29 protein-coding genes and 1 tRNA gene are annotated in these 20,225 nt (G+C 54.3%); 19 read left to right on the forward strand and 11 right to left on the reverse strand.

Annotated elements, in window-relative coordinates; genetic code table 11:
• Positions 1–24 precede the first annotated feature (24 nt).
• The 15 genes from B9Z44_RS01165 (at position 25) to B9Z44_RS01230 (ending at position 9,108) form a co-directional block, all read left to right on the forward strand.
• Complete coding sequence (locus tag B9Z44_RS01165) at positions 25–2,124, forward strand: TonB-dependent siderophore receptor (RefSeq protein WP_170108452.1); 2,100 nt, start codon at positions 25–27, stop codon at positions 2,122–2,124.
• 34 nt (positions 2,125–2,158) lie between these two features.
• Positions 2,159–2,234 (forward strand) — tRNA-Asn (locus B9Z44_RS01170).
• A 137-nt stretch (positions 2,235–2,371) separates the two neighbouring features.
• On the forward strand, positions 2,372–3,337 hold the full coding sequence (locus tag B9Z44_RS01175; protein ID WP_108401481.1) for a tyrosine-type recombinase/integrase: 966 nt from the start codon (positions 2,372–2,374) through the stop codon (positions 3,335–3,337).
• 26 nt (positions 3,338–3,363) lie between these two features.
• Positions 3,364–3,615, forward strand: a complete 252-nt coding sequence (locus tag B9Z44_RS01180; RefSeq protein WP_108401482.1) for a hypothetical protein — start codon at positions 3,364–3,366, stop codon at positions 3,613–3,615.
• Between the two features lie 90 nt (positions 3,616–3,705).
• Positions 3,706–4,275: a hypothetical protein gene (locus B9Z44_RS01185; protein WP_146180568.1), complete on the forward strand. Its 570-nt coding sequence runs from the start codon at positions 3,706–3,708 to the stop codon at positions 4,273–4,275.
• A gap of 123 nt (positions 4,276–4,398) precedes the next feature.
• Positions 4,399–4,644, forward strand: coding sequence for a hypothetical protein (locus B9Z44_RS01190; protein WP_108401484.1), 246 nt, complete (start codon positions 4,399–4,401; stop codon positions 4,642–4,644).
• A gap of 11 nt (positions 4,645–4,655) precedes the next feature.
• A complete protein-coding gene (locus B9Z44_RS15010; protein WP_146180569.1) occupies positions 4,656–4,895 on the forward strand; it encodes a hypothetical protein in 240 nt (79 codons plus the stop codon).
• Positions 4,892–5,740, forward strand: coding sequence for a YdaU family protein (locus tag B9Z44_RS01195; protein ID WP_108401485.1), 849 nt, complete (start codon positions 4,892–4,894; stop codon positions 5,738–5,740). Before B9Z44_RS15010 ends, B9Z44_RS01195 begins: the two co-directional genes overlap by 4 nt.
• Positions 5,741–5,748: 8 nt before the next feature.
• The gene (locus B9Z44_RS01200) at positions 5,749–5,997 is read left to right on the forward strand and encodes a helix-turn-helix domain-containing protein (protein WP_146180570.1); all 249 of its coding nucleotides are present in this window, start codon (positions 5,749–5,751) and stop codon (positions 5,995–5,997) included.
• 177 nt (positions 5,998–6,174) lie between these two features.
• Complete coding sequence (locus tag B9Z44_RS01205) at positions 6,175–6,714, forward strand: terminase small subunit (RefSeq protein ID WP_108401487.1); 540 nt, start codon at positions 6,175–6,177, stop codon at positions 6,712–6,714.
• Entirely contained in the window at positions 6,704–6,991 is a 288-nt protein-coding gene (locus B9Z44_RS01210; protein ID WP_108401488.1) for a hypothetical protein, read from the forward strand. The genes B9Z44_RS01205 and B9Z44_RS01210 overlap by 11 nt, the downstream gene beginning before the upstream one ends.
• A gap of 51 nt (positions 6,992–7,042) precedes the next feature.
• Positions 7,043–7,981, forward strand: coding sequence for a hypothetical protein (locus B9Z44_RS01215; protein WP_108401489.1), 939 nt, complete (start codon positions 7,043–7,045; stop codon positions 7,979–7,981).
• Positions 7,982–7,983: 2 nt separating this feature from the next.
• Positions 7,984–8,307 (forward strand): hypothetical protein, encoded by a 324-nt coding sequence (locus B9Z44_RS01220; protein ID WP_108401490.1) that lies wholly within the window; start codon positions 7,984–7,986, stop codon positions 8,305–8,307.
• A 148-nt stretch (positions 8,308–8,455) separates the two neighbouring features.
• Complete coding sequence (locus B9Z44_RS01225; protein ID WP_108401491.1) at positions 8,456–8,758, forward strand: hypothetical protein; 303 nt, start codon at positions 8,456–8,458, stop codon at positions 8,756–8,758.
• Positions 8,755–9,108: a Mor transcription activator family protein gene (locus tag B9Z44_RS01230; RefSeq protein ID WP_108401492.1), complete on the forward strand. Its 354-nt coding sequence runs from the start codon at positions 8,755–8,757 to the stop codon at positions 9,106–9,108. The genes B9Z44_RS01225 and B9Z44_RS01230 overlap by 4 nt, the downstream gene beginning before the upstream one ends.
• 1 nt (position 9,109) lies before the next feature.
• Here the strand turns inward: B9Z44_RS01230 and B9Z44_RS01235 are convergent, their stop codons facing one another.
• A complete protein-coding gene (locus B9Z44_RS01235) occupies positions 9,110–9,640 on the reverse strand; it encodes a hypothetical protein (RefSeq protein WP_211308666.1) in 531 nt (176 codons plus the stop codon).
• 445 nt (positions 9,641–10,085) lie between these two features.
• On the opposite strand from B9Z44_RS01235, the gene B9Z44_RS01240 reads away from it, so the two are divergent.
• Positions 10,086–10,817, forward strand: coding sequence for a class I SAM-dependent methyltransferase (locus B9Z44_RS01240; RefSeq protein WP_211308717.1), 732 nt, complete (start codon positions 10,086–10,088; stop codon positions 10,815–10,817).
• 20 nt (positions 10,818–10,837) lie between these two features.
• On the opposite strand, the gene B9Z44_RS01245 is transcribed toward B9Z44_RS01240, so the two are convergent.
• Positions 10,838–11,299: a CBS domain-containing protein gene (locus B9Z44_RS01245; protein ID WP_108401493.1), complete on the reverse strand. Its 462-nt coding sequence runs from the start codon at positions 11,297–11,299 to the stop codon at positions 10,838–10,840.
• A gap of 79 nt (positions 11,300–11,378) precedes the next feature.
• Positions 11,379–11,813, reverse strand: coding sequence for an Hsp20/alpha crystallin family protein (locus tag B9Z44_RS01250; RefSeq protein WP_108358848.1), 435 nt, complete (start codon positions 11,811–11,813; stop codon positions 11,379–11,381).
• Between the two features lie 251 nt (positions 11,814–12,064).
• On the opposite strand from B9Z44_RS01250, the gene B9Z44_RS01255 reads away from it, so the two are divergent.
• On the forward strand, positions 12,065–12,595 hold the full coding sequence (locus tag B9Z44_RS01255) for a porin family protein (RefSeq protein WP_108401494.1): 531 nt from the start codon (positions 12,065–12,067) through the stop codon (positions 12,593–12,595).
• Positions 12,596–12,647: 52 nt separating this feature from the next.
• Here B9Z44_RS01255 and B9Z44_RS15130 read toward each other — a convergent pair whose 3' ends face one another.
• The 4 genes from B9Z44_RS15130 to B9Z44_RS01270 all read right to left on the reverse strand — a co-directional run bounded on the left by B9Z44_RS15130 (position 12,648) and on the right by B9Z44_RS01270 (position 15,024).
• Positions 12,648–12,803, reverse strand: a complete 156-nt coding sequence (locus tag B9Z44_RS15130; RefSeq protein ID WP_158268544.1) for a hypothetical protein — start codon at positions 12,801–12,803, stop codon at positions 12,648–12,650.
• A 124-nt stretch (positions 12,804–12,927) separates the two neighbouring features.
• Positions 12,928–13,578, reverse strand: a complete 651-nt coding sequence (locus B9Z44_RS01260; RefSeq protein ID WP_170108453.1) for a Crp/Fnr family transcriptional regulator — start codon at positions 13,576–13,578, stop codon at positions 12,928–12,930.
• Between the two features lie 106 nt (positions 13,579–13,684).
• Positions 13,685–14,614, reverse strand: a complete 930-nt coding sequence (locus B9Z44_RS01265) for a CapA family protein (RefSeq protein ID WP_108401496.1) — start codon at positions 14,612–14,614, stop codon at positions 13,685–13,687.
• Positions 14,611–15,024 carry a hypothetical protein gene (locus B9Z44_RS01270; protein WP_146180572.1) on the reverse strand — a complete coding sequence of 138 codons (414 nt, stop codon included), beginning with the start codon at positions 15,022–15,024 and terminating at the stop codon, positions 14,611–14,613. Before B9Z44_RS01270 ends, B9Z44_RS01265 begins: the two co-directional genes overlap by 4 nt.
• 111 nt (positions 15,025–15,135) lie before the next feature.
• On the opposite strand from B9Z44_RS01270, the gene selD reads away from it, so the two are divergent.
• Positions 15,136–16,212 carry a selenide, water dikinase SelD gene (gene selD / locus B9Z44_RS01275; protein WP_108358854.1) on the forward strand — a complete coding sequence of 359 codons (1,077 nt, stop codon included), beginning with the start codon at positions 15,136–15,138 and terminating at the stop codon, positions 16,210–16,212.
• Between the two features lie 58 nt (positions 16,213–16,270).
• A complete protein-coding gene (locus B9Z44_RS01280; RefSeq protein ID WP_108358911.1) occupies positions 16,271–16,612 on the forward strand; it encodes a zinc ribbon domain-containing protein YjdM in 342 nt (113 codons plus the stop codon).
• Between the two features lie 13 nt (positions 16,613–16,625).
• Here B9Z44_RS01280 and arfB read toward each other — a convergent pair whose 3' ends face one another.
• The 4 genes from arfB to pcaF are packed head-to-tail and all read right to left on the reverse strand — an operon-like array spanning position 16,626 to position 20,224.
• A complete protein-coding gene (gene arfB / locus B9Z44_RS01285; protein WP_108358855.1) occupies positions 16,626–17,015 on the reverse strand; it encodes an alternative ribosome rescue aminoacyl-tRNA hydrolase ArfB in 390 nt (129 codons plus the stop codon).
• A gap of 9 nt (positions 17,016–17,024) precedes the next feature.
• Positions 17,025–17,975: an AEC family transporter gene (locus tag B9Z44_RS01290; RefSeq protein WP_108401498.1), complete on the reverse strand. Its 951-nt coding sequence runs from the start codon at positions 17,973–17,975 to the stop codon at positions 17,025–17,027.
• Positions 17,976–17,987: 12 nt separating this feature from the next.
• Positions 17,988–18,974: a Bug family tripartite tricarboxylate transporter substrate binding protein gene (locus tag B9Z44_RS01295; protein WP_108358857.1), complete on the reverse strand. Its 987-nt coding sequence runs from the start codon at positions 18,972–18,974 to the stop codon at positions 17,988–17,990.
• 47 nt (positions 18,975–19,021) lie between these two features.
• On the reverse strand, positions 19,022–20,224 hold the full coding sequence (gene pcaF, locus B9Z44_RS01300; protein WP_108358858.1) for a 3-oxoadipyl-CoA thiolase: 1,203 nt from the start codon (positions 20,222–20,224) through the stop codon (positions 19,022–19,024).
• Between the last annotated feature and the right edge of the window lies 1 nt (position 20,225).

A 20,225-nucleotide genomic window follows, 5' to 3' on the forward strand; every position in this document is an offset into this window, starting at 1 on the left:
ATACAAAGTGCTGTTGCACTTTGTATGACGGCGACTTCCTCAGTCTGGGCGCAACAAAATCCGACGGAAATCACCATCACTGCCGAGCCTCCCATTCGGGTATCCGGCTTTGATGGTGCGCCCTTGCAAGAGCTGCCCATCAGTGTCAGCACTATCAACCAAGCCACCTTGCGCGACATTGGTGCGCAGCGCGTCACCGACGCTTTGCGTTTAGACGCCTCAGTGAGCGACAGCTACAACCTCCCCGCCTATTGGGACAAGCTCAGCGTGCGTGGCTTTGCGCTTGATAACCGCTACAACTACCGCCGCGAAGGTTTGCCCATCTCCGCCGAAACCATCATTCCGATGGACAACAAAGAGCGCATTGAGTTGCTCAAAGGCACGAGCGGCATTCAGTCTGGCACCAGCTCGCCAGGCGGGTTGGTCAATTACTTGGTCAAACGCGCACCCACCAGCGCAGAAAAAAACATTCGTGATGTCACGCTCAGTTACGGCCCTGGAAACAACCGTTTGGTAGCCGCAGATTTGGGCGGACGCTTTGGTCAAGACGCTGATTTCGGCTACAGGTTCAACGTGGCTCACGAAGACCTTGATCCTTATATTCGTGACACCAAGGGTTACCGTAATTTGGTGGCCTTGGCCATGGACTGGCGCATCAACAACAGCAACCGCTTGGAGTGGGAGTTTGAGCAAAGCCACCACACGCAAATTGGGGTGAACTTTTACAGCTTGCTGTCATCCGGATCAACTCAAAGGGTACTGCCGCCAACCGTGGATGGCACACGCAACATCACGCGTCAGCCCAACTCGCAACCTGGCGTGTTCGATGGTCTGACAGGCACGGTGCGTCTGAAACATCAGTTAAACAACGGCTGGACGTGGCAGACGCAATACGGTTTGCAACGTTTGCGTGCCGATGACCGACTGACCTATGCATCCGGTTGCAGCAGCGCCATCAGCGATAGCTTTTGTCTTTCGCCGATGGGTAATTTTGAAATTCGGGATTACACCAGCGAGAACGAGCGACGCAAGAGCGACGCGATTCAAACGGAACTCCGCGGTCAAGTTCAATTGGGTGGACTGGAACACAGCGTTCAGCTCAGCCTTATGCGACAGCGCCAAATGAACCAAATGCCCTACTCGTACAGCGACAACCTCGTGGGCATGACCAACATCAATGGGGGCTTAACCCCAACCCCCGACGACAACACGTATCGACAAACCAGCAGCACTGACTACAGCACCGAAGTGGCCGTCAATGACCGCGTGCGATTAACTGATCGCACACAAGCTTGGTTTGGCCTGCGTCACACCCAACTGAGCCGCCAAAGCATACAAACCGACGGCAGTGCTGCTGTGCAAGACATACGGGGTGTAAGCACGCCTTGGTTAGCTTTGAGCCATCAACTGACCCCGCATCACTTGGTCTATGCCAGCTACGGTCAGGGCCTAGAAGCACGTGCAACGCCCAACACCCCCAACTACACCAACGCAGGTCAACCCTTGCCAGCGCTGCGCAGCACCCAACGCGAAGTTGGTATCAAAAGTCAAGGCACGCGCGACAGCTGGCAAATCACTTGGTTTGACATCACACGCCCCGCCATTTCAGATTCTGGTGTGTGCAACACAAACGCTGGCAGCTGCACGCAGCAAATTGATGGTCAAGCCCATCACCAAGGTATCGAACTCAACGCCCAGCGTCATTTGTCACGCTGGTCTATGGGGGGCAGCGCCACATGGCTAGATGCCAAACGTGAAAATGCCACCGTCCAAACAGACCTGAACGGCCAACGCCCGATCAACGTGCCCAAGTACATCTTGCGCGGCATGGCTGAATACCGCTCGGCCAGCATGGTGGGATTGCGCTCTGGCCTTCGCCTTTCACACGAGGGCGAACGCAACGTCACCGAATACGGTGACATCATGCTGCCCGCATGGACCACGGTGGACGCCACCACACACTACGACACCAAAGTCAACCATGTCGCATCCACCTGGACATTGGCCATCAACAATTTGGCCAACAAACACTATTGGCGGGAATCGCCCAAACAATATGGGCAGTACTTTCTCTATCCAGGAGCACCTCGCACAATTCGCGCAACAATTCAGTTTCACCTCTGAAAAACGCGAAAAAAATGCGCTATAATTTTTGTATTCCTCGATAGCTCAGTTGGTAGAGCGCCGGACTGTTAATCCGTAGGTCCCTGGTTCGAGCCCAGGTCGAGGAGCCAAAAACGCACCGGGTCAATAACGTAAGTTGTTGATCCGGTTCATGTTTCTGGATTCAGATTTCCTTGTGTGGCCCATGATTAGTGGCGGCAAGAAGAACACCAATGTTTTTGGTATTCAAACTTGACCGGAGCTAAAAATGCGACACATATCTGACGAAAAAAGTGCAGTGATCGTCCCCCTGACTAGGGGACAAATTTTCACCCTCAAAGAACTGGCCGACACATACATGGCCTGTTACCAAGGGGGTGACCGCCAACAGGCCACCCGCTTGGCCTACTTCGTTACGCACCTTGGAACCAAGGCTGCGCACGAAATCGATGGCGACGACATCCAAGACGTTTTAGACGCCCTGCAAAGGCGTGGCCGTGTCCACAATCGTGGCGGCGCTTCCCGTGAGGCCATCACACTGGTCGAAACTCACAAGCCACTGAAGCCCGCAAGCGTCAACCGCTACCGCACCACCATCCAGGCGCTGCTGACCTGGGGACGCAAACGCCGCCTGATGCCCAAAGGCTGGATGAACCCGGTGACCGACACCGAACGCCTGCCCGAAGACAACGTGCGCACGCGCTACCTGAACGAAGCCGAATATTTGCGACTTCTCAAAGCGTCCAAGGCGTCCTACTGGAAAAAGCTGCACGTGCTGATCAAACTGGCCGTGACCACTGGCGCACGCCGCGGCACCTTGATGGGCTTGCGCTGGGCTGATGTGGACATCGAGGGGCTACGTGCCTTCGCAGAGCGCACCAAGAACGGCGAACCCTTCGTGCTGGTGCTGCAAGACGATGTGGCCAAAGAACTCAAAAGCCTGCGCGGTGCATCCGCTGCCGATGAATTGATTTTCTGCGGACGCAACCCATTCAAGCCCATGAACTTCGAAAAGGCATATCACAACGCCATGGCCAATGCAGGTATCGAAGGCGCGTGTTTTCACACCCTGCGCCACACGCACGCCAGCTGGCTTGCCAAGCAAGGCGCCCCGCTGCTAGCCATTGCCGACAGCTTGGGCCACAAGTCCCTAGAAATGACGAAGCGATACGCGCACCTTTGCGTCGATAGCCGTGCCGCCATGTTGTCCCGTGTATTTGCAGCAGCCGCCTAACCCTGAAACCTTTGGAGATTAAAACCATGAACAAACAAGCCAACCAAACCAACGCCCACGAAGCCGCCCTGACTGACGTGATCGACGAACTGCACACCCTGGCCGCGCTGGTGGGTGCAGCTGAACAAGCCGCGTATGATTTTTCAACGGGCGAACACCAAGGGGCTGAAGTGATTGACCGGATCAACCGCCTGATGCTGGTGGCACGCGAACGTATCGCGGCCACCTTGGTGCGGGCTGATGTTGTACCAAGCCAGCCCACAAAGTTAGTGGCTTAAAAGAGTTTGTCGCGCCTAGGCTGATCCCCGAAAACCCGGAACCCTACCGGGCTGGCGCGGCACCCAAATAGGGGCGCAAGGGAGCGCACGATGCAACTAGAAGAACGAGAACGGTTAAGGCTTCATGCCCTACTAAACGGCAGCGACAAAGCCGTGCGACAGATTGAAGCGGCAATCACACACTATGCCGAAATGCTGCCAATGGCACGCGCGGCAAAGCAACTTCCAAGCGAAGTTAAAAAGGATGCCGACGACTTGCACAAAGCGCTGCAAACGATCGTGCGAATCATCGCTGATGGTGGCGATGCATGGGAATTTTTCAAATCAAACGCAGCAGATGAAGGCCTGGTCAAACCATTGCACCAGCTGACCGAAGCACTAGGCCCAGGCGCTGGTGAACCTGGTGATGCCTTGGTGCTTATTGCTGAACAAAACGCTGCCGATCTGAAACCAAAAAAAAGCCGCCCACGAAGTCCCGATAAGGTTTCACGCTTCTCTTTGATGTTTCATGTGGCAAATGCTGCGCGTGATGCTGGCGTGCTGATTTCGCGCAACAGCACTGCCTTCCAAGAAATCACCGCCGCTGTTTTTTTGGCTGCCAATATCCATGCAGACCCAGATCACGACATTCGTGAATTCTTGAAAACCTTTACCGAATAAGGGCTGGCAGGAAGTGGCAGAAATATGCCGACTTCTTGCCCTACTCACACTTAGCGCATATCCCGAAACTCCAAATGTCGCCACAGTCATGGCTACACAAGGAAAACTTTGGAGATTACGCGAATGCAAATACAAAACTCACTTTCGGCAGTCGAGAACTGGCGAGAGTTTCACAAATCAACTGATGGCAAGCGCCTATTCCCTGGCCTTGAATCTCTGCGCTGGTTCATTCGAGAAAACCGCGACAGTCTGATCCAAGCCGGTGCGCTGTTGAAGATTCGAGGGCAATGGCACTTAGTGCGTCCTGAATTCGACGATGCCGTAATTCGCACGCTGCGCGAAAAGGCTCTGACATATCTGCCCCACTGAACGGGGGCCTGATGATCAATTCAATCACTGAAAAAGAGTTTCAGACCTTGCGGGCACACGCTGCAATTCGCGGGTGTGTCCTGCATAGAAGTGAAGCAACTGATGGCCCAGTGGTGTTCTTTGCCGAACGTCACGGCCAACTGCACTACCAGCCAACTGTGGCCGCACTACGCGCCTTTGTTGCCCCCATGCAAGATCAAAAGGAAGCCACAGATCAGCACCAGCCTTCGGGCCAGGTGGGCATGCTGTGAATTACTACGAACATCACCTGGGCGACTATGCGAAAAACACTTCGCACCTGTCCATGGCTGAAGATGGGGCATATCGCCGCCTAATTGATGCGTATTACATTCGAGAAAAACCGCTTCCTGGTGAGTTGAAGGACGTTTGTCGCCTTGCGAGAGCAAACACCAAACCGGAACGCGATGCGGTTCAGGCTGTGCTGGCTGAGTTTTTTTATAAAGACAAAGACGGCTGGCGCCATAACCGATGCGATGCAGAAATCGACCGCTACCAGGCAAAGCAACCGCGCGTTGAAGCACGCAAAGAGAATGACCGAGAGCGTCAAAATCGTGCGCGTGAACGCCGCCGGGAAATGTTTAGCGAACTGCGTGAACACGGCATCACTGCGCCCTGGGACGCCACAACGGAACAACTGCACGCCCTGCTAAGAAGTGCAAGCGATGATGCTGATCACGCGCATGTCACGGAACCTGTCACGCGTGACAACACGGCTACCCATACACCAGACACCAAACACCAAGCACCAGATATATCTTCTTCACTTCGTTCAGAAGATAAAACGCGAAAGCGCGTTGATGCTGTTCGACCTGATGAAGTACCCATTGAAATATGGGCTGATTTTCTGGCTATCAGAAAAGCAAAACGCGCCCCGCTGACTGACACAGCACTAGACGGCATTAAAGGTGAAGCAACGAAAGCAGGAATCACCCTAGAACAAGCACTACGTGAATGCTGCTTGCGTGGGTGGCAAGGCTTCAGGGCTGAATGGTTGAAAGACAAAGCCATCCAAGTGCGCCGCCCAGCTGCTGACGACTTCGGTTCTCGTTCATACGGGCCAGGGGGGTTGCTGTGACTGACTACATGAAAGCAAATCGTTCTACTGAAACAGGAATCGAACAAGTGCGTGCTGCGCTTGAGCGTGGCGAACGACTGACGCCATTGGACGCGCTGAACCGATTCGGACTTTGGAGTCTGGCAAGTGCCATTCACGCACTGCGTAAGCAAGGCATGGCGATCGATGCCGAACTGATCGACGTGGGAACAAGGAACGGCGGCAGCGCACGCGTGGCGCAGTACTGCATGGCGTCAGTGAATGCGCGCGATGCGTGAATGCAGAGCGATGCAGACACACACATCACAGCGACCAGGCAAGCGGCCTACCCCCACCCCTCCCGTGTTTAGGTTCTTCCCCGCATGGGGGCACTGCGGGTGCCAGGCAGCCGCGTCATTCCATATCTGCGTGACCCGCCAAAACTGCATTGAATATGAATATCTTGGGTGCCGACCATGACGATGATGAACAAAACCGAACTGTGCGCGGCACTTGGTAAATCACAAAACACTATTGATCGCTGGGTGACGCTGGGCTGTCCAGTGGCAGAGCGATCAACAGGACGCGGGCAAGGCTGGAAGTTCGACAGCGCCGCCGTGGTGGACTGGTTCGTGCGCTGGAAGATTGACCAACAACAGGGCAATGCAGTCACCGCTGACATGGAAGAACTTCGCCGCCGAAAGCTGCAAGCTGAAACCACATTGATCGAAGCTGAACTGCGTGAAAAGTTGCGCCGCCTTGCACCAGTGGCCCATATGCGTGCGGCCATGAGCATATTTGCAGCGATGACCCGCGAACGAATGCGGCAGCTGCCCAGCCGAATCGCGCCCCAGCTGATCGGAGAAACCGACGAACGCCGATTCAAGCAAATCATGGGCGGAGAAATAGACCACGCGCTGACCGATGCGGCGCAATGCTCAGAAGATGAATTTTCTACCCGCTTGGAATCTGGCATTGATGATGAATTTGAAGACGAGGAAACAAATGCAGCATGAAAACAGCCCCTTGGAAAACGCACTAAAACGCGCGCAGCAATACCTTCGCCCACTAGCCGATGAACAAAGCCGCCCTGCTGCCCTGTGTGCTGCACGCATGTCCATTGAATCGGCTGGCCAGCACTTGCGCGCAGCGCTTGGACAGATGATCACCGCCGATCGACAAGACTTAGCCGACCAAGTAGCCGCGATCGCGCACCGTTTGGATGTTTTCAAAAGCGCTTTGCCCCGCAAAACCGACAAGCAGGAAAACCCACAAGAGGAAATGATTCGCTAGGCAACCAACACTGCGGACTTAGACACGAAATCACTTTCAGGAAATCTACACATGTCCGATGCACGCACCAAAATCCGCGCCTTACTCGCTGATGCGCAAAACCAAACCGCCTTCGTTTCGCACACGCCACCTGGCTACGCAGAACCAACTGCGTACTTTTCAAAAGAACCCGCAAGCACTGGCACATTGAATCTGGCCACCAGCTACTTACCGGGAATGCTTGGCGCTGACGGTAATTTGTACGGTGCCCCGATCGCGACAGCTGGTGGCGAACGTGCAACCCTGAACGCAGGCATTCTTCAAAATTCCCGCTGCGCTGCAGCTGGTTCTGTGATCATCACGCGCCCCGACCCAAGCAAAGCCCGCGCAATCGGACTTCGTGATCCTGGCGTGGCATTTGAACGCATTGCCAAATTCTTCAGCACGATCGAAGGTGCTCCATTCACAACGACAGACGACGACAGCGATGTGCAGGCGTCTGATCTTCCAATTAGTCGCGCCACCATTGATTGGTCAACCAGTATTCAGAAAAGTGTTCGCTTTGAAATTCCCCGTTCATTGCAGCGCCTTATTGGTCACGACCAAATCGTCGATGAAGTCCTGGTGGCATTCGTCCTGGGTCTCGCCCGCGCTTCTGATGCCGTTTTGCTGGCAGCGATTGAAGCAACAAACCCCGCCACGTTCACGGCTGGCGCTGTTGCTGCAAAAGGCTTGCGCATTGATGAACTGCGCGGCTTGGTGGGCACTGAAGGTGCTGGCGCTGGGTGGCGTGGCGATGGTGCATTCGCTGTGGCTGGTGGCATCGTTGCCGACACAACTGCCGACACCGCAGGCACAGTGATTGGCAGCTTTGGCCGCGCTGGTGTTGCCATTCACGAATCGATCGATCTGATCGTCGAACGCCGCAACACAAAAGGCGATCTGGTGCTGACAGCCCACGCCAACATGATCCCCTTGCTGCCCAACCCTTCAGTTTTCTGGACGGTCTGACCATGTTTTTAAAGCTGGTTCGTTCGATCACTCGCGGCAAATCCGCTCTACCCGATGAAGTGTCGGCCGTCATTGAAGCGGCCCACATCGTTGAACGTGAAGGCGACCCCGAAACAGGGCCACGCCTTGCAATTTCCATGGGTGGCCCCATTCGGGGAATGTTCATTTTCAGCCGCGCCGAAGCCGATAAACGCATTCGTGCGCGCTGGCCATGGCTGACTGATGCCCAAGTCAAACGTGGCGTGTCTTACCTTGAAGCGCGCGTGCGCCTAGCGACACAACCGAACAAACCTATTAATCGAAAAAATTGGGTCACAAATTATTAGCAGGACACAGACAAATAGTTTTCCTCGGTGACCGCCTTGGCTGATGGCGGAAGTAATCAGCCTTTCCTCGCCCTTCCCCCGGGGGGCTTAAACGGGTGGCCCGGATGCCCTAAAAAGTTGAAGGGCCACCTTTTTTTTGAGTAACAAAATGGACGAACACGAAACACTTTGCCAACTACGCACAGAACTGTGCAACCTGACGCAACGCGCAACACAAGCACGCCACACATTCCCCGGCCTGAAAGCTGCCGACAGCATGGCAACGATGACGATGGCGCACGACCTGGGTGTGCTGGGCCAAGAATTTATAAATCTGTCTGTGGCTTTAAAGCAAGCTGCGCGCACCGTGGCCGATGAATCGGTGAAGGCACGAACTTATCAGGCGAAAAAGTCCGCTACGCGCGCTGCTGGCGCCATGATTAAAAACGGTGCGTATCGGGTGGCCGCATGAATGACAAGCTGCCCGCCCAGGTAACCAAAATAGCGTCATTGATTGGCCTTGATCTGGCAATGATGTTGGTCGAACACGCACACGGTACCGATGGCACTGGTGTGGTTTACTTCCCCATCCACCCACGCCATGGCCAGTGCCTAGTCAGCCTTGTGGGGCTATCAGCAGCGGTGAAGCTATCTAAAGCATACGGCGGGCAAACGATCATCTTGCCTAAATGCCGCGCGATTTACCGCGCACGCCGCAACGCTGAAGTGATGCGCATGGCAGAAGCTGGAATGTCAAACCGCAATATTGCCCAAGCGGTTTGCCTAACTGAACGCCAGGTGCGTAACGTCCTGGCCAAGTAAGCTATTCGTTGTCTGTGCTTCCATTTTCTTTGGGGCGAACCTTAACGCGCACACGCTGGCCACGCCCACCTTTTGCCGTGTACAGGACGAAAAACAAATAACCGTCCTTGGCCATCTGCGTGATGTCCTCTGTCTGCTCGGCCATACCGATCCATTGGTCACCAACTTCGAAACGGTAAGGTATGCGCTGAACCTGCGATGGTTCGGTGATGATGAACGCACGTGCCCACTTTCTTCGGGTTATGTATGCCCGCCACCATGAATCGAAATAAAGGCCGCCGAGATTGGTGATGGTCGTCGGTTGATCCCCGACATTCCATGCTGTAACAGAAACATAGGTCTTGGGGTCTGGCACCAGACCGCCATAAACCTGCATTCCTGTCGAGGCCGATAGATCAATTTTGGCTCCCGAAGCCAGCCATTTATAGGCATCCCAGCCAAGAACGAAGGTCGAAACGATTGCCGCATAAGCTGCGATTCCAAGAGTCCACAACTCGTTCGAATTGAATGCGTAAGGTGCGGCAGCAGTCATAAAAATCACAACCTAATCAATTTTGTATTGGTGCATCTTAGGCCAAAGGGGTGATCCCATACCAACGGACAAGCGCACTTAATGCCTCTTGTAAACATGGCGAGAAATGGTGTAAAGTCGCGTCAGGTGTTCTTCTCGCGGCGCCCAGAGACCTCTGTTAATCCGTAGGTCCCTGGTTCGAGCCCAGGTCGAGGAGCCAATTAATAAGGGCCTTGCAGCGATGCAAGGCCCTTTTTCTTTGCTTTAGAAGGAATTATTGGACATGGTTTTGACCCCCATTGAGCTGATTTTTGGTTTAGTCGGCTGTATTTTGGCGATGCTGATTGGCGCTTGGATGGCAAAAAAACAAGCGCGTGCGTTTAGCCATCAAAGTCATGCCAACGCAGATCAAACGGTGCGGCAAAACGGCGATTTGCCTGTGGTCACTTTTGCCGACTACGGCGACATGCGCTTTTTGCATTTGGGAACGCCCGCAGTGCAGGGCTCTATGAAGGTGAGCAAGCCGTTTGAAATCCACCTCGAATATCAACAGCGCATGATGGGCTGGTTGTTATTCACAGATTTAGATCAAGTCAGTCATAAACACGCCATGCAACTGGGATTGGGCGCTGCATCACTGACCAAGTTTTGTTATCAGCATTTAAAGATGCGGACCATCGCCATCGAATTAAACCCACAGGTGATAACGACATGCAGGCAGTGGTTCAACTTACCCAAGGACAACGACAAATTACAGGTGGTATTGGGCGACGCCGCCGAAATCGCAAGCGACGACCAATGGCGCGGAAAGATCGATGCTTTGCAAGTTGATTTGTATGACCAAGATGCTGCCCGCCCAGTGATCGACAGCGAAGATTTTTACCGTGATTGCCGCAACTTGCTCACCCACGAAGGTTGTATGGCGGTGAACTTATTTGGCCAAGCCTCCAACTATGACGAAAGCTTGAAAAAAATCACAACAGCTTTTGGCAAAGACGCCGTGTGGGCATTCAAACCCACCCCAGCAGGCAATGCGATTGTGCTGGCTTTGCGTACACCTCGCGTGTTTGACACAAACACATTGCAGGCCCAGGCGCAAACGATTCAAACACGTTGGCCTTTGCCTGCAAAGAAATGGCTGAAGACATTAGCCCCAATCAGCAGGGCCATGACCCTAGATCGCTCAAGCCTCAGTTGAGAAGCCAGCCTCCCACAGCATCAGGGGCGACGTTTGACTTCACGCTGCGTGCTTTTATCAATCGCCGCAACCAACAAACCAAACTCTTGCGCAAGTAGTCTCAACACATCGTCGAGCGTGACAAGCCCGACAAGATCTTGCTTCTCATTCACCACAGGGACACGACGGATGCCGTTGGTACGCATGGTCCGCATTAAATCGATCAGCGAGTCATCCTCTTGCACGGTGATCACTGGCGCGCTCATGATGTCTTCTACAAATAACGGACCAGGGTCAATCCCTTGTGCAATCACACACGTCACGATGTCTCGGTCCGTGAGAAGGCCAGAAACCTTGCGCTCGCCATTGAGATGGTCCACAACCACCAAGGCCCCCACATGATCGCGGCGCATCAACTGTGCAGCGGTGACCAAATTTGTATCTTTGTCGGCAAAAGTCACTTCACGCGTGCAGATCTCGCCAACCGTTAAACGTTCGCCCATAGGAAGCTCCTTTGATGTCAATCGAACAAGGCATCCGACCTCGACAGGTCCGGGTTTGTCGAGGTTGGATGTATCAAACTTATGAAATCTTCAACAGCTTTGAATGATTGCCAAGCTTCTTTGGCAAGGTGAGCTCCAGCACGCCATCTTCATACTTGGCAACAGCGGTTGCCTGATCAATCGCTTGTTCCAAAGTGAAGCTGCGGAAAATCTTTCCGTAATAGCGCTCACTGCGAATCGTCTTCGCACCTTCTTTTTCTTCTTTTTGTTTTTTTGTCTCAGCGGTCACTGACACTTGATTGCCATCAATCATGACTTTGATTTCGTCTTTATGAACACCTGGCATTTCCGCTTTGACGAAGTAGGTTTTTTCATCCTCGTTCAGGTCTAACTTCATCTGTGGATGATCATCCGTCATACGGTAGATAGGTCGAAGCGCAAAGCCTTTGAAAAAGTCGTCACTGAATGGTTCGGCCAATTCACGAAAAGGGTTGAAACGGGCTAAGTTAGTCATGGGAAATTCTCCATATGTTGATCAATCGTGGCGCCTAATGCCCCACCTAAATAGCACCTTGAAGCAAGATGCCTATCCGCTAGTTTCTAAGTTAACGGCTTGTACGTTTGTGTCAAAACACACGCTAAGAGGCGCATTAAGGTTTAAAAATTTTTAACGTTCTCTACCGCACATCTTTCAATGTGTGAAATGGAACAGAAGATAAAAGGAAAAGAAAAGATCATTCACTTTCATTTTTGAAAGGACTCTTTATGACCCCCCACCGTCTTCTTGCGGCATGCATCTTGACAACGCTTGGCACCACCGCAGCCCAAGCGCAAACCAGCATCTACCCCTCAGATGTTGGCTATTACGGCGAAGTTGCCTATACCCCCATTGAACTGAAAGTAGATGGTGGCGAAACATCAAACCCCCAGGCGATGCGATTGATCGTTGGTAAGGAAATACATAAAAATTGGGCTGTGGAAGCCATGTACACAACCACGGTTTCCAAAGACAACAAAACTTTGTTTGATGGAGAAATCACCCACTACGGCATTGCCATCAAACCCAAAGTTGCATTGACCGACAGCACCGAACTTTTCGCACGCGTGGGGCTCTCGCACTCAAACATCACAGCGACCACCGGCGGCGAACGAACAGGCGCAGATGTCAGCTATGGCATGGGTTTGCAAACAAAGTTCACACCAGCAATTTATGGACAGGTGGACTATATGAACTATTACCACAAGGATGGCATCCGAGCACAAGGCTACGGCATCTCACTGGGATATCGGTTCTAAATACAAAGCGGCTGATCTCATCAGCCGTTTTTTAATGCCTCGACAGATTTCGTCACGACAACAGTGCCATCACATCCGCATCTGACACCTCGCTGAATTCTTGGTAGTACTGGCCAATGAAATGAAAATCAGCAGGCGCATGCAGGCAAACCACGTCATCTGCCAAAGGCCGCACACGCGACAAAGCCTCAGGTGAGGCAACCGGCACAGCACAAATCAATCTGCGAGGCTCTGCTCTGCACCTTGACTGGCCGCATAGGGTGACACGTAAGTCCAGCTTCGATTTTTAAACATCATGTCGCGCTCAGACACTCTTTGAAATTCAACGATCGTCATTGCCATACAACGCGTGAGAATGTGATGTCGCTTTGAATGAACCCTTTGAGCCCTGTGAGACTTGGCACACAGATGTCACTTCGGTCTTCCCCCTCAAACTCAATCGCCCCATGGAATGCCAAGTTCGACAGCGCACGATTGATGGCTTCTAAGTCCAGCCCCATCAAAAGCCCAAGGTCGGCACGCGTCATACGCATGGTGAATGGCCCCGCCTCACGTCCCTGCGCCACCAAAGACTGCCCCCATTGCAGCAAAAAATCAGCCACACGGCCATCGTTGGACAGTGCTTTCACAGAAACCGGCGAATGACGCCGCCTTAGCAATTGCTGACTGAAATCAGTCAAAGCATCTTGAATCAACGCAGGCTCGTAACCACTTGCGCGCAACAAATCGTCATAACGAATAGACCACGCTCTGCCTGAACCCAAAGAAATCGCCGTGCAGCTGTAGCAGCCAATCGGGATGCCATCAAACCCAACCCAGTCGCCATCGAAGATGACGTCAATGGTGCTTTCGCGACCGTTGGCGATCAGGTTGATTCTTTTCAGAAGTCCAAGGTTCATGAAATAAAGCGTGTCGAAGGCTTGCACATCGACCTTGTCATGAACGCTAGATACGTCGATTGCCTTTGCTTTTTCTGATCTCATCTTTACCTCGGTGTAGCCATGATTCCGTTTGAAAAGCATAGCTTTCAAACGTTGGATGACCAATACCCGAACCTGATGAAATCCTTACCCGCAAACAGGTAGAACGTTATTTGCGGGCGTGCGGCAAGCCTTGACGATCAATGCGGACTTCATGCGTTTTCCAATCTCGCACACCACGTCGATCTATCTCTAAGCGCACCACCCAACCGATGTTGTTGACCTTGTCTGGAAAGCCGTCAAACACAAAGTTACCTAAGCTGTAAAAAATAGGTTTGCCTTTGTACTGCTCTGTGTCTTGCACGCGATGCGGATGCCCGCCAATGACAGCGTCAGCGCCGGCGTCAATCATCAAACGCGCCAACTCACGTTGTCGGGCATTGGCAACCGACTCCTCCCAGCCCCAATGCATGACAGGAATCACCACATCCGCCTTCCAGACATGGCGGGCTTGCGCAATATCGCGCACCACTTGTTCGTCTTCACTCCAAGCAATGCCCGCGCGGTCATGGTCGGCCTCAAAATTACGTGGCTGAAACTCGTTGTAGCCTAAAAATGCAATGCGAATCCCGTGTCGTTCCATCACCAACGGCGTGTGTGCTTCTTGCAAGTTGTGCCCGCCACCGTAGTACCCCAAGCCCGACTGCTTGAGCAGGCCCAGCATTTGGGTCAATGCTTTGGGGCCAAAGTCGCCCGAATGGTTGTTGGCTAAACCCACCGCATCGAAGTGACGGCGCAGGTACGTCAACCCTCTAGGATGCACGCGAAACGTGTTGGGCTTTTCTGGTTCCACAGAACCCACGGTGGCAACCACGCACTCTAAGTTGCCCAAACGAAGGTCGGCGTTTTTAAACAAATGTGCCACGCCTACAAATGGATCGCGTCCACGCCGAATTGCGCGGTCTGCACCGCCTTCCAGCATGATGTCGCCCGCAAAGACCACCGACACCACCGGCTCCACAGAGGACGTCTGTGCAGAGACCGTCACGACAAACCATGACAAACACCATGCCGAAAGAAATTGAAGTGGGTATTTCATGGCGTTACCTCATGCAAAGCACAGCCATACAACAGCTCTTTACCTAAAAACGGCGAATACAAGGCGACGCGCCCCGTCAAGGCATCTGGGGTTGGCTGTTTGAGTGCCACAGGCGCCACAAACTTGACGTGCTGCAACACCATGGGCTGGCGTTCGGTTTGGTAAGACACGTAAAGGTTGATGGTGTCCACCTGTGTGTCGTTGCCCAGCACCACGGCCTTGAAACGAAACCGGTTTTCCAAATCCACACTGCGTACCGCATAAGGGTCATGGGTTGGCGAGAACGAGTGCTCAGATCGCGACGCATTGACCTCAAAGTGGCATTTCAGCAAAGGCACGGCCTGTGCCGCCATCGGAACCACTGCACCGAACACACACAATGCAGCCCACACTCGTCGCCAACACGCCATACATCACGCCCTTTCTGTTTGCGGTACAGCCTACAAGATGGCCCGCTGGGTTGATCCGTGGGTTTCCCCTTGTAACTGGCAAAATCTAGGTCTACGTCGAAAAGCATGTTTATGACCACTTCAAGCACACCGCCCCTCCCTACCCAGCCTCGCCTGACCAGTTTGTCCCATGGCGGCGGCTGTGGCTGCAAAATTGCCCCAGGCGTGTTGAGCGAAATTCTCAAAAGCACCCACGCGATGCCTATCCCTGCACAGCTGTTGGTGGGCATTGAAACCGCGGATGATGCTGCGGTCTATCAGCTCAACGACGAGCAAGCACTGATTGCCACCACCGACTTCTTCATGCCCATCGTGGATGACCCGTTTGACTTTGGTCGCATCGCCGCCACCAACGCCATCAGCGATGTGTACGCCATGGGCGGCACACCCATCATGGCCTTGGCCTTGGTGGGCATGCCCATCAACGTGTTGTCACCCGAGACCATTGGCAAAATTTTGGACGGCGGTCAAAGCGTGTGCCGCGAGGCGGGCATCCCCATCGCGGGCGGCCACACCATTGACTCGGTCGAGCCGATTTACGGCTTGGTCGTCATGGGCTTGGTTCACCCCAAACGCATCAAACGCAACGCAGATGCCCGCGTGGGCGACCGGTTGATTTTGGGCAAACCACTGGGCGTGGGCGTGTTGTCTGCCGCGCTCAAAAAGAACGCACTCAGCACCGAAGGCTATGCGCAAATGATTGCCAACACGACGCAACTCAACACACCAGGTGCGGCACTGTCCGCCTTGGCTGGTGTGCACGCCATGACCGATGTGACGGGCTTTGGCTTGGCGGGTCATGCCTTAGAAATGGCGCGAGGTTCTCAAACCACGGTGCAACTCCACATGCAGAAAGTGCCGCTGCTGCACGGCGTGCGCGCACTGGCTGAGCAAGGCATGCTCACCGGCGCATCAGGCCGCAACTGGTCTGCCTACGGCCATGAGATTGAGCTCGCGCCTGGATGCAACGCCGTTGACCAAGCCTTGCTGAGTGATCCGCAAACCAGTGGCGGCTTGCTCGTGGCATGTACCCCTGAGACAGTGGATGAGGTACTGGCCATCTTCCACGCGCATGGCTTTGCCAGCGCTTGCGAAGTGGGCGAAATCAAAGCCGCCTCAACGGATGGCATCAAGCTGCAAGTGCGTTAAATACCAGCCTCTTGAAATCGTAAATTTATACTGCTCTCCTTTGAAAGAAAACAACCACATGTCCACCATTCCAGCTTGCCCCCAATGCGGCCAAGAAAACACCTACCAAGACGGCGACAACTATGTCTGCGCCGACTGCGCGCATGAGTGGCCCATGGTGGCTGCCGCTGCGGCAGACGACGAAGACGAGGCGGTGGTGAAAGATGCCAACGGCACGGTATTGAAAGACGGCGATGCCGTGGTGCTCATCAAAGACCTCAAGGTCAAGGGCTCATCCACCACGCTCAAGATGGGCACCAAGGTCAAAAGTATTCGCTTGGTTGGCGGCGACCACGAAGTGGACTGCAAGATGGATGTGGGCAACTACATGTTGAAGGCTTGCTTCCTGCGCAAAGCCTAAACACGCGCAGCGCTTAAAGCACCCGACCTCGGTTCGATTTGATCGCCGAGGTCTTTTTTTTGCTGTCTAAGCGGCGCAGCTTAGACGCATAGGTGGGCTTGGTGGGCTTGCGCTTTTTGGGTGGCTTGGCCACGCTTTGTACCAAGTCGAGTAAACGCGCAAAGGCTTCAATGCGGTTCATGTCTTGGCTGCGGTGTTCTTGCGCTTTGATCACCACCACGCCTTCGTTGGTGATACGGTGGTCTGGCAAGCACAACAAACGTTCTTTCACATCATCTGGCAAAGACGACGCCATCACATCAAACCGCAAATGAATGGCACTCGAGACTTTGTTGACGTTTTGCCCACCCGCGCCTTGGGCGCGAACTGCGGTGACTTCAACTTCAGACTCGTTGATGTGCATGGTGTGTGCTTAGACGTGCCAGCCGGGCAACTCGCCCATAGCCCAAACAATCAAACTGACGGTGAAGAAGGACGCGACAGTGGTCACCAACAACGCGGCAGCACAAAACCCCTCTTCCCCGTGACGTTGCGCCAACAAGGGGTAGATGCCCAGCATGGGCATCCCCGCCAGCAACACCGCAGAAATTTTGAGGCTGGGCTCCATCGGGCCCACCACCATCAACATCAGCCCAACAGCCAAAGGGTGCACCACCAATTTACCGATGGCAATCCAGCGCACCTCTTGAATCAGGCCCAGCACACGCATACCCACCAAAGAGCCGCCGTTCACAAACAGGGCAATCGCAGCAGTGGAGGCGGCAAATAAGTTCACGGTCTTCGACAACACCTCTGGCAAGTGCCAACCCAAGATGGAGAACGCAAAGCCCAACACAATCGCTTGCATCATGGGAATCTTGGCCATGCGCTTCAAGCTTTGAAGCACGGTGTGTCGCCATGACAAATGGGCGGTCTCACCGCTTTCAGCCATAGCCAGCGCCAACGGAATCGTCACCAAGTTTTCAACCAACACGGTCAAGGCCAAACCCACACCCGCAGCAGGCCCCAAGAGTTGCAACAAGATGGGATAGCCCACGTAGCCACTGTTGGCCGAACTCACCCCCATCGCCACCAGGCTGCTTTGCGTGAGCGATTTTTTGCGCCACACACGCCACACACCAAAGCCAAGTGCAAAAGAAAATACGGACCCCACGCCATAGGCAATCAAATACCTTGGGTTCATCACCTCGGCAAAGTCGCGTTGCGTCAGCGTGTTAAACAGCATGGCAGGCAGCGCAAAGTGCAGCACAAAACGCCCCAACACTTGGCCATCCAGTTTGCTGAACAAGCCGCGATACGTGGCCGCAAAGCCCAGCGCGATGACCAAATAAATAGGGCCAGTGATGGTGAGGATGTTGAGCATTGAGTCTGTGGCTTATTGTTTTTGAATGCCTGCGCGTTGAATCACATCGCTCCAACGCTTGATTTCAGTTTGCAACCAATCGTGTGCTTGCCCCACCGTGCTGGGATGCGGCTCGACATTCAAGTCCAGCAACTTCTGACGCACGGCTGGGTTTTGCAGCGCGGCGTTCACTTCTTTGTTCAAACGGTCCACCACCGCTTGTGGTGTTTTGGCTGGCACGCCCAAACCATTCCACGAGGTCGATACGAAATTAGGCACGCCGCCCTCTTTGGCTGTCGGAACTTGTGGCAAAGCCGTGTTGCGTTTTGGGCCTGTCACGGCCAAAGCACGCAGTGCCCCACCCTTGATTTGCGGCAGCACAGGGCTGAGCACTTCCACCGCGATATCAATTTGTCCACCGCGCAGCGCGTTCATCACAGCGGGGGTGCCATTGAAAGGCACCACTTGGGCATCTAAGCCCGCCACCGATTTAAACAACTCAGCCGTCAAATGTTGGGTGCTGCCGATGTTGATGCTGCCAATGTTGAGTTTCCCTGGGTTGGCTTTGGCCCATGTCAACAACTCGGGCAGCGATTGAAAACGCGAATCAGCGCTGGTGACAACAGCTAAGTCAAACGTCCCCATCAGCGAAACGGGCGTGAAGTCTTTCACGGGGTCAAATGGCAAAGCCTTGAACAGACCAGCACTCACCGCGTTGGCGTTGGACATCAGCAAAATGGTGTAGCCGTCAGGCTCGGACTTGGCCACGATCTCCGCCGCCACAATGCCACCGGCGCCGGGGCGGTTGTCAATGACCACCGCTTGGCCTAAACCTTCCGACATTTTTTGTGCGACCGTACGTGCGGTCAGGTCAGCCACACCGCCTGCACCAAACGGCACAACGATGCGCAAAGGCTTTGTGGGGTACGACTGGCCATGGGCACTCACGGCAGCCAAGGCGCAAAACGCAGTCGCTGCAACAGCTGCGAAACGGGACAACACCAAACGACGAATGGGCATAACGCATCTCCAAAAAAGGGAACTGATGCGCAGATTGTCCTAGATCGTCAAACTCGCTCAAGAATCAGTGCAATTCCCTGCCCCACACCAATGCACATGGTGCACAGCGCGTAACGGCCGCCCGTGGCGTGCAAACGGTTCACGGCGGTGGTCGCCAAGCGAGCGCCTGATGCACCCAATGGATGCCCCAACGCAATCGCACCACCCCAAGCATTGACACGCGGGTCGTCATCACGCAAACCCAGGGCGCGCGTGACGGCCAAGCCTTGCGCAGCAAACGCCTCATTCAGTTCAATCACATCCATCTGGGCGATGGTGAGGCCCGTTTGCGCCAATACTTTTTGCGTGGCCGGCAAAGGACCAATGCCCATGATGCGCGGCGCCACACCCACCGTGGCCATGCCCACCACGCGTGCCTTGGGGGTCAAACCATTCTTGGCAGCATGGGTTTCATTCGCCAAGAGCAGCGCGCACGCCCCGTCGTTCACACCGCTGGCATTGCCTGCGGTCACTGAGCCATCGGGACGCACAATGGGTTTGAGCTTGGCCAAGGCTTCCAAGCTGGTGGCGCGGGGGTGCTCATCGGTGTCCACCACCGTGGGCTCACCCTTCTTTTGTGGAATCAGCACGGGTGTGATTTCGCGTGCCAAGTGGCCCGCTTGCTGTGCAGCAACGGCACGCAGTTGGCTGTTCATGGCCATCAGGTCTTGGGCTTCACGCTCGATCTTGAACTCCACGGCCACGTTCTCTGCCGTCTCGGGCATTGAATCGACACCATATTTTTCTTTCATCAACTTGTTGATGAAACGCCAGCCAATCGTGGTGTCGTACACCGCGTTGTTGCGGCTAAAGGCGCTCTCGGCTTTGGGCATGACAAAAGGCGCACGGCTCATGCTCTCCACGCCACCGGCAATCATCAACTGCGCTTCGCCCGATTTGATGGCACGTGCGGCTGTCCCCACCGCATCCAAGCCCGAACCGCACAGACGGTTGATCGTTGCGCCTGGCACGTCGACGGGCAAGCCCGCCAACAAGCTGGCCATGTGGGCCACGTTGCGGTTGTCTTCGCCCGCTTGGTTGGCGCAGCCATACAGCACATCGGTGATTTGCGCCCAATCCACGTTGGGGTTGCGCGCCATCAACGCTTTGATGGGGATGGCCCCCAAATCATCGGTGCGAACAGAAGACAAAGCACCGCCGTAGCGGCCAATGGGTGTGCGAATGGCATCGCAAATGAAAGCGTGTGTCATA

The sequence above is a fragment of the Limnohabitans curvus genome, from assembly GCF_003063475.1.
Lineage (GTDB): Bacteria > Pseudomonadota > Gammaproteobacteria > Burkholderiales > Burkholderiaceae_C > Limnohabitans > Limnohabitans curvus.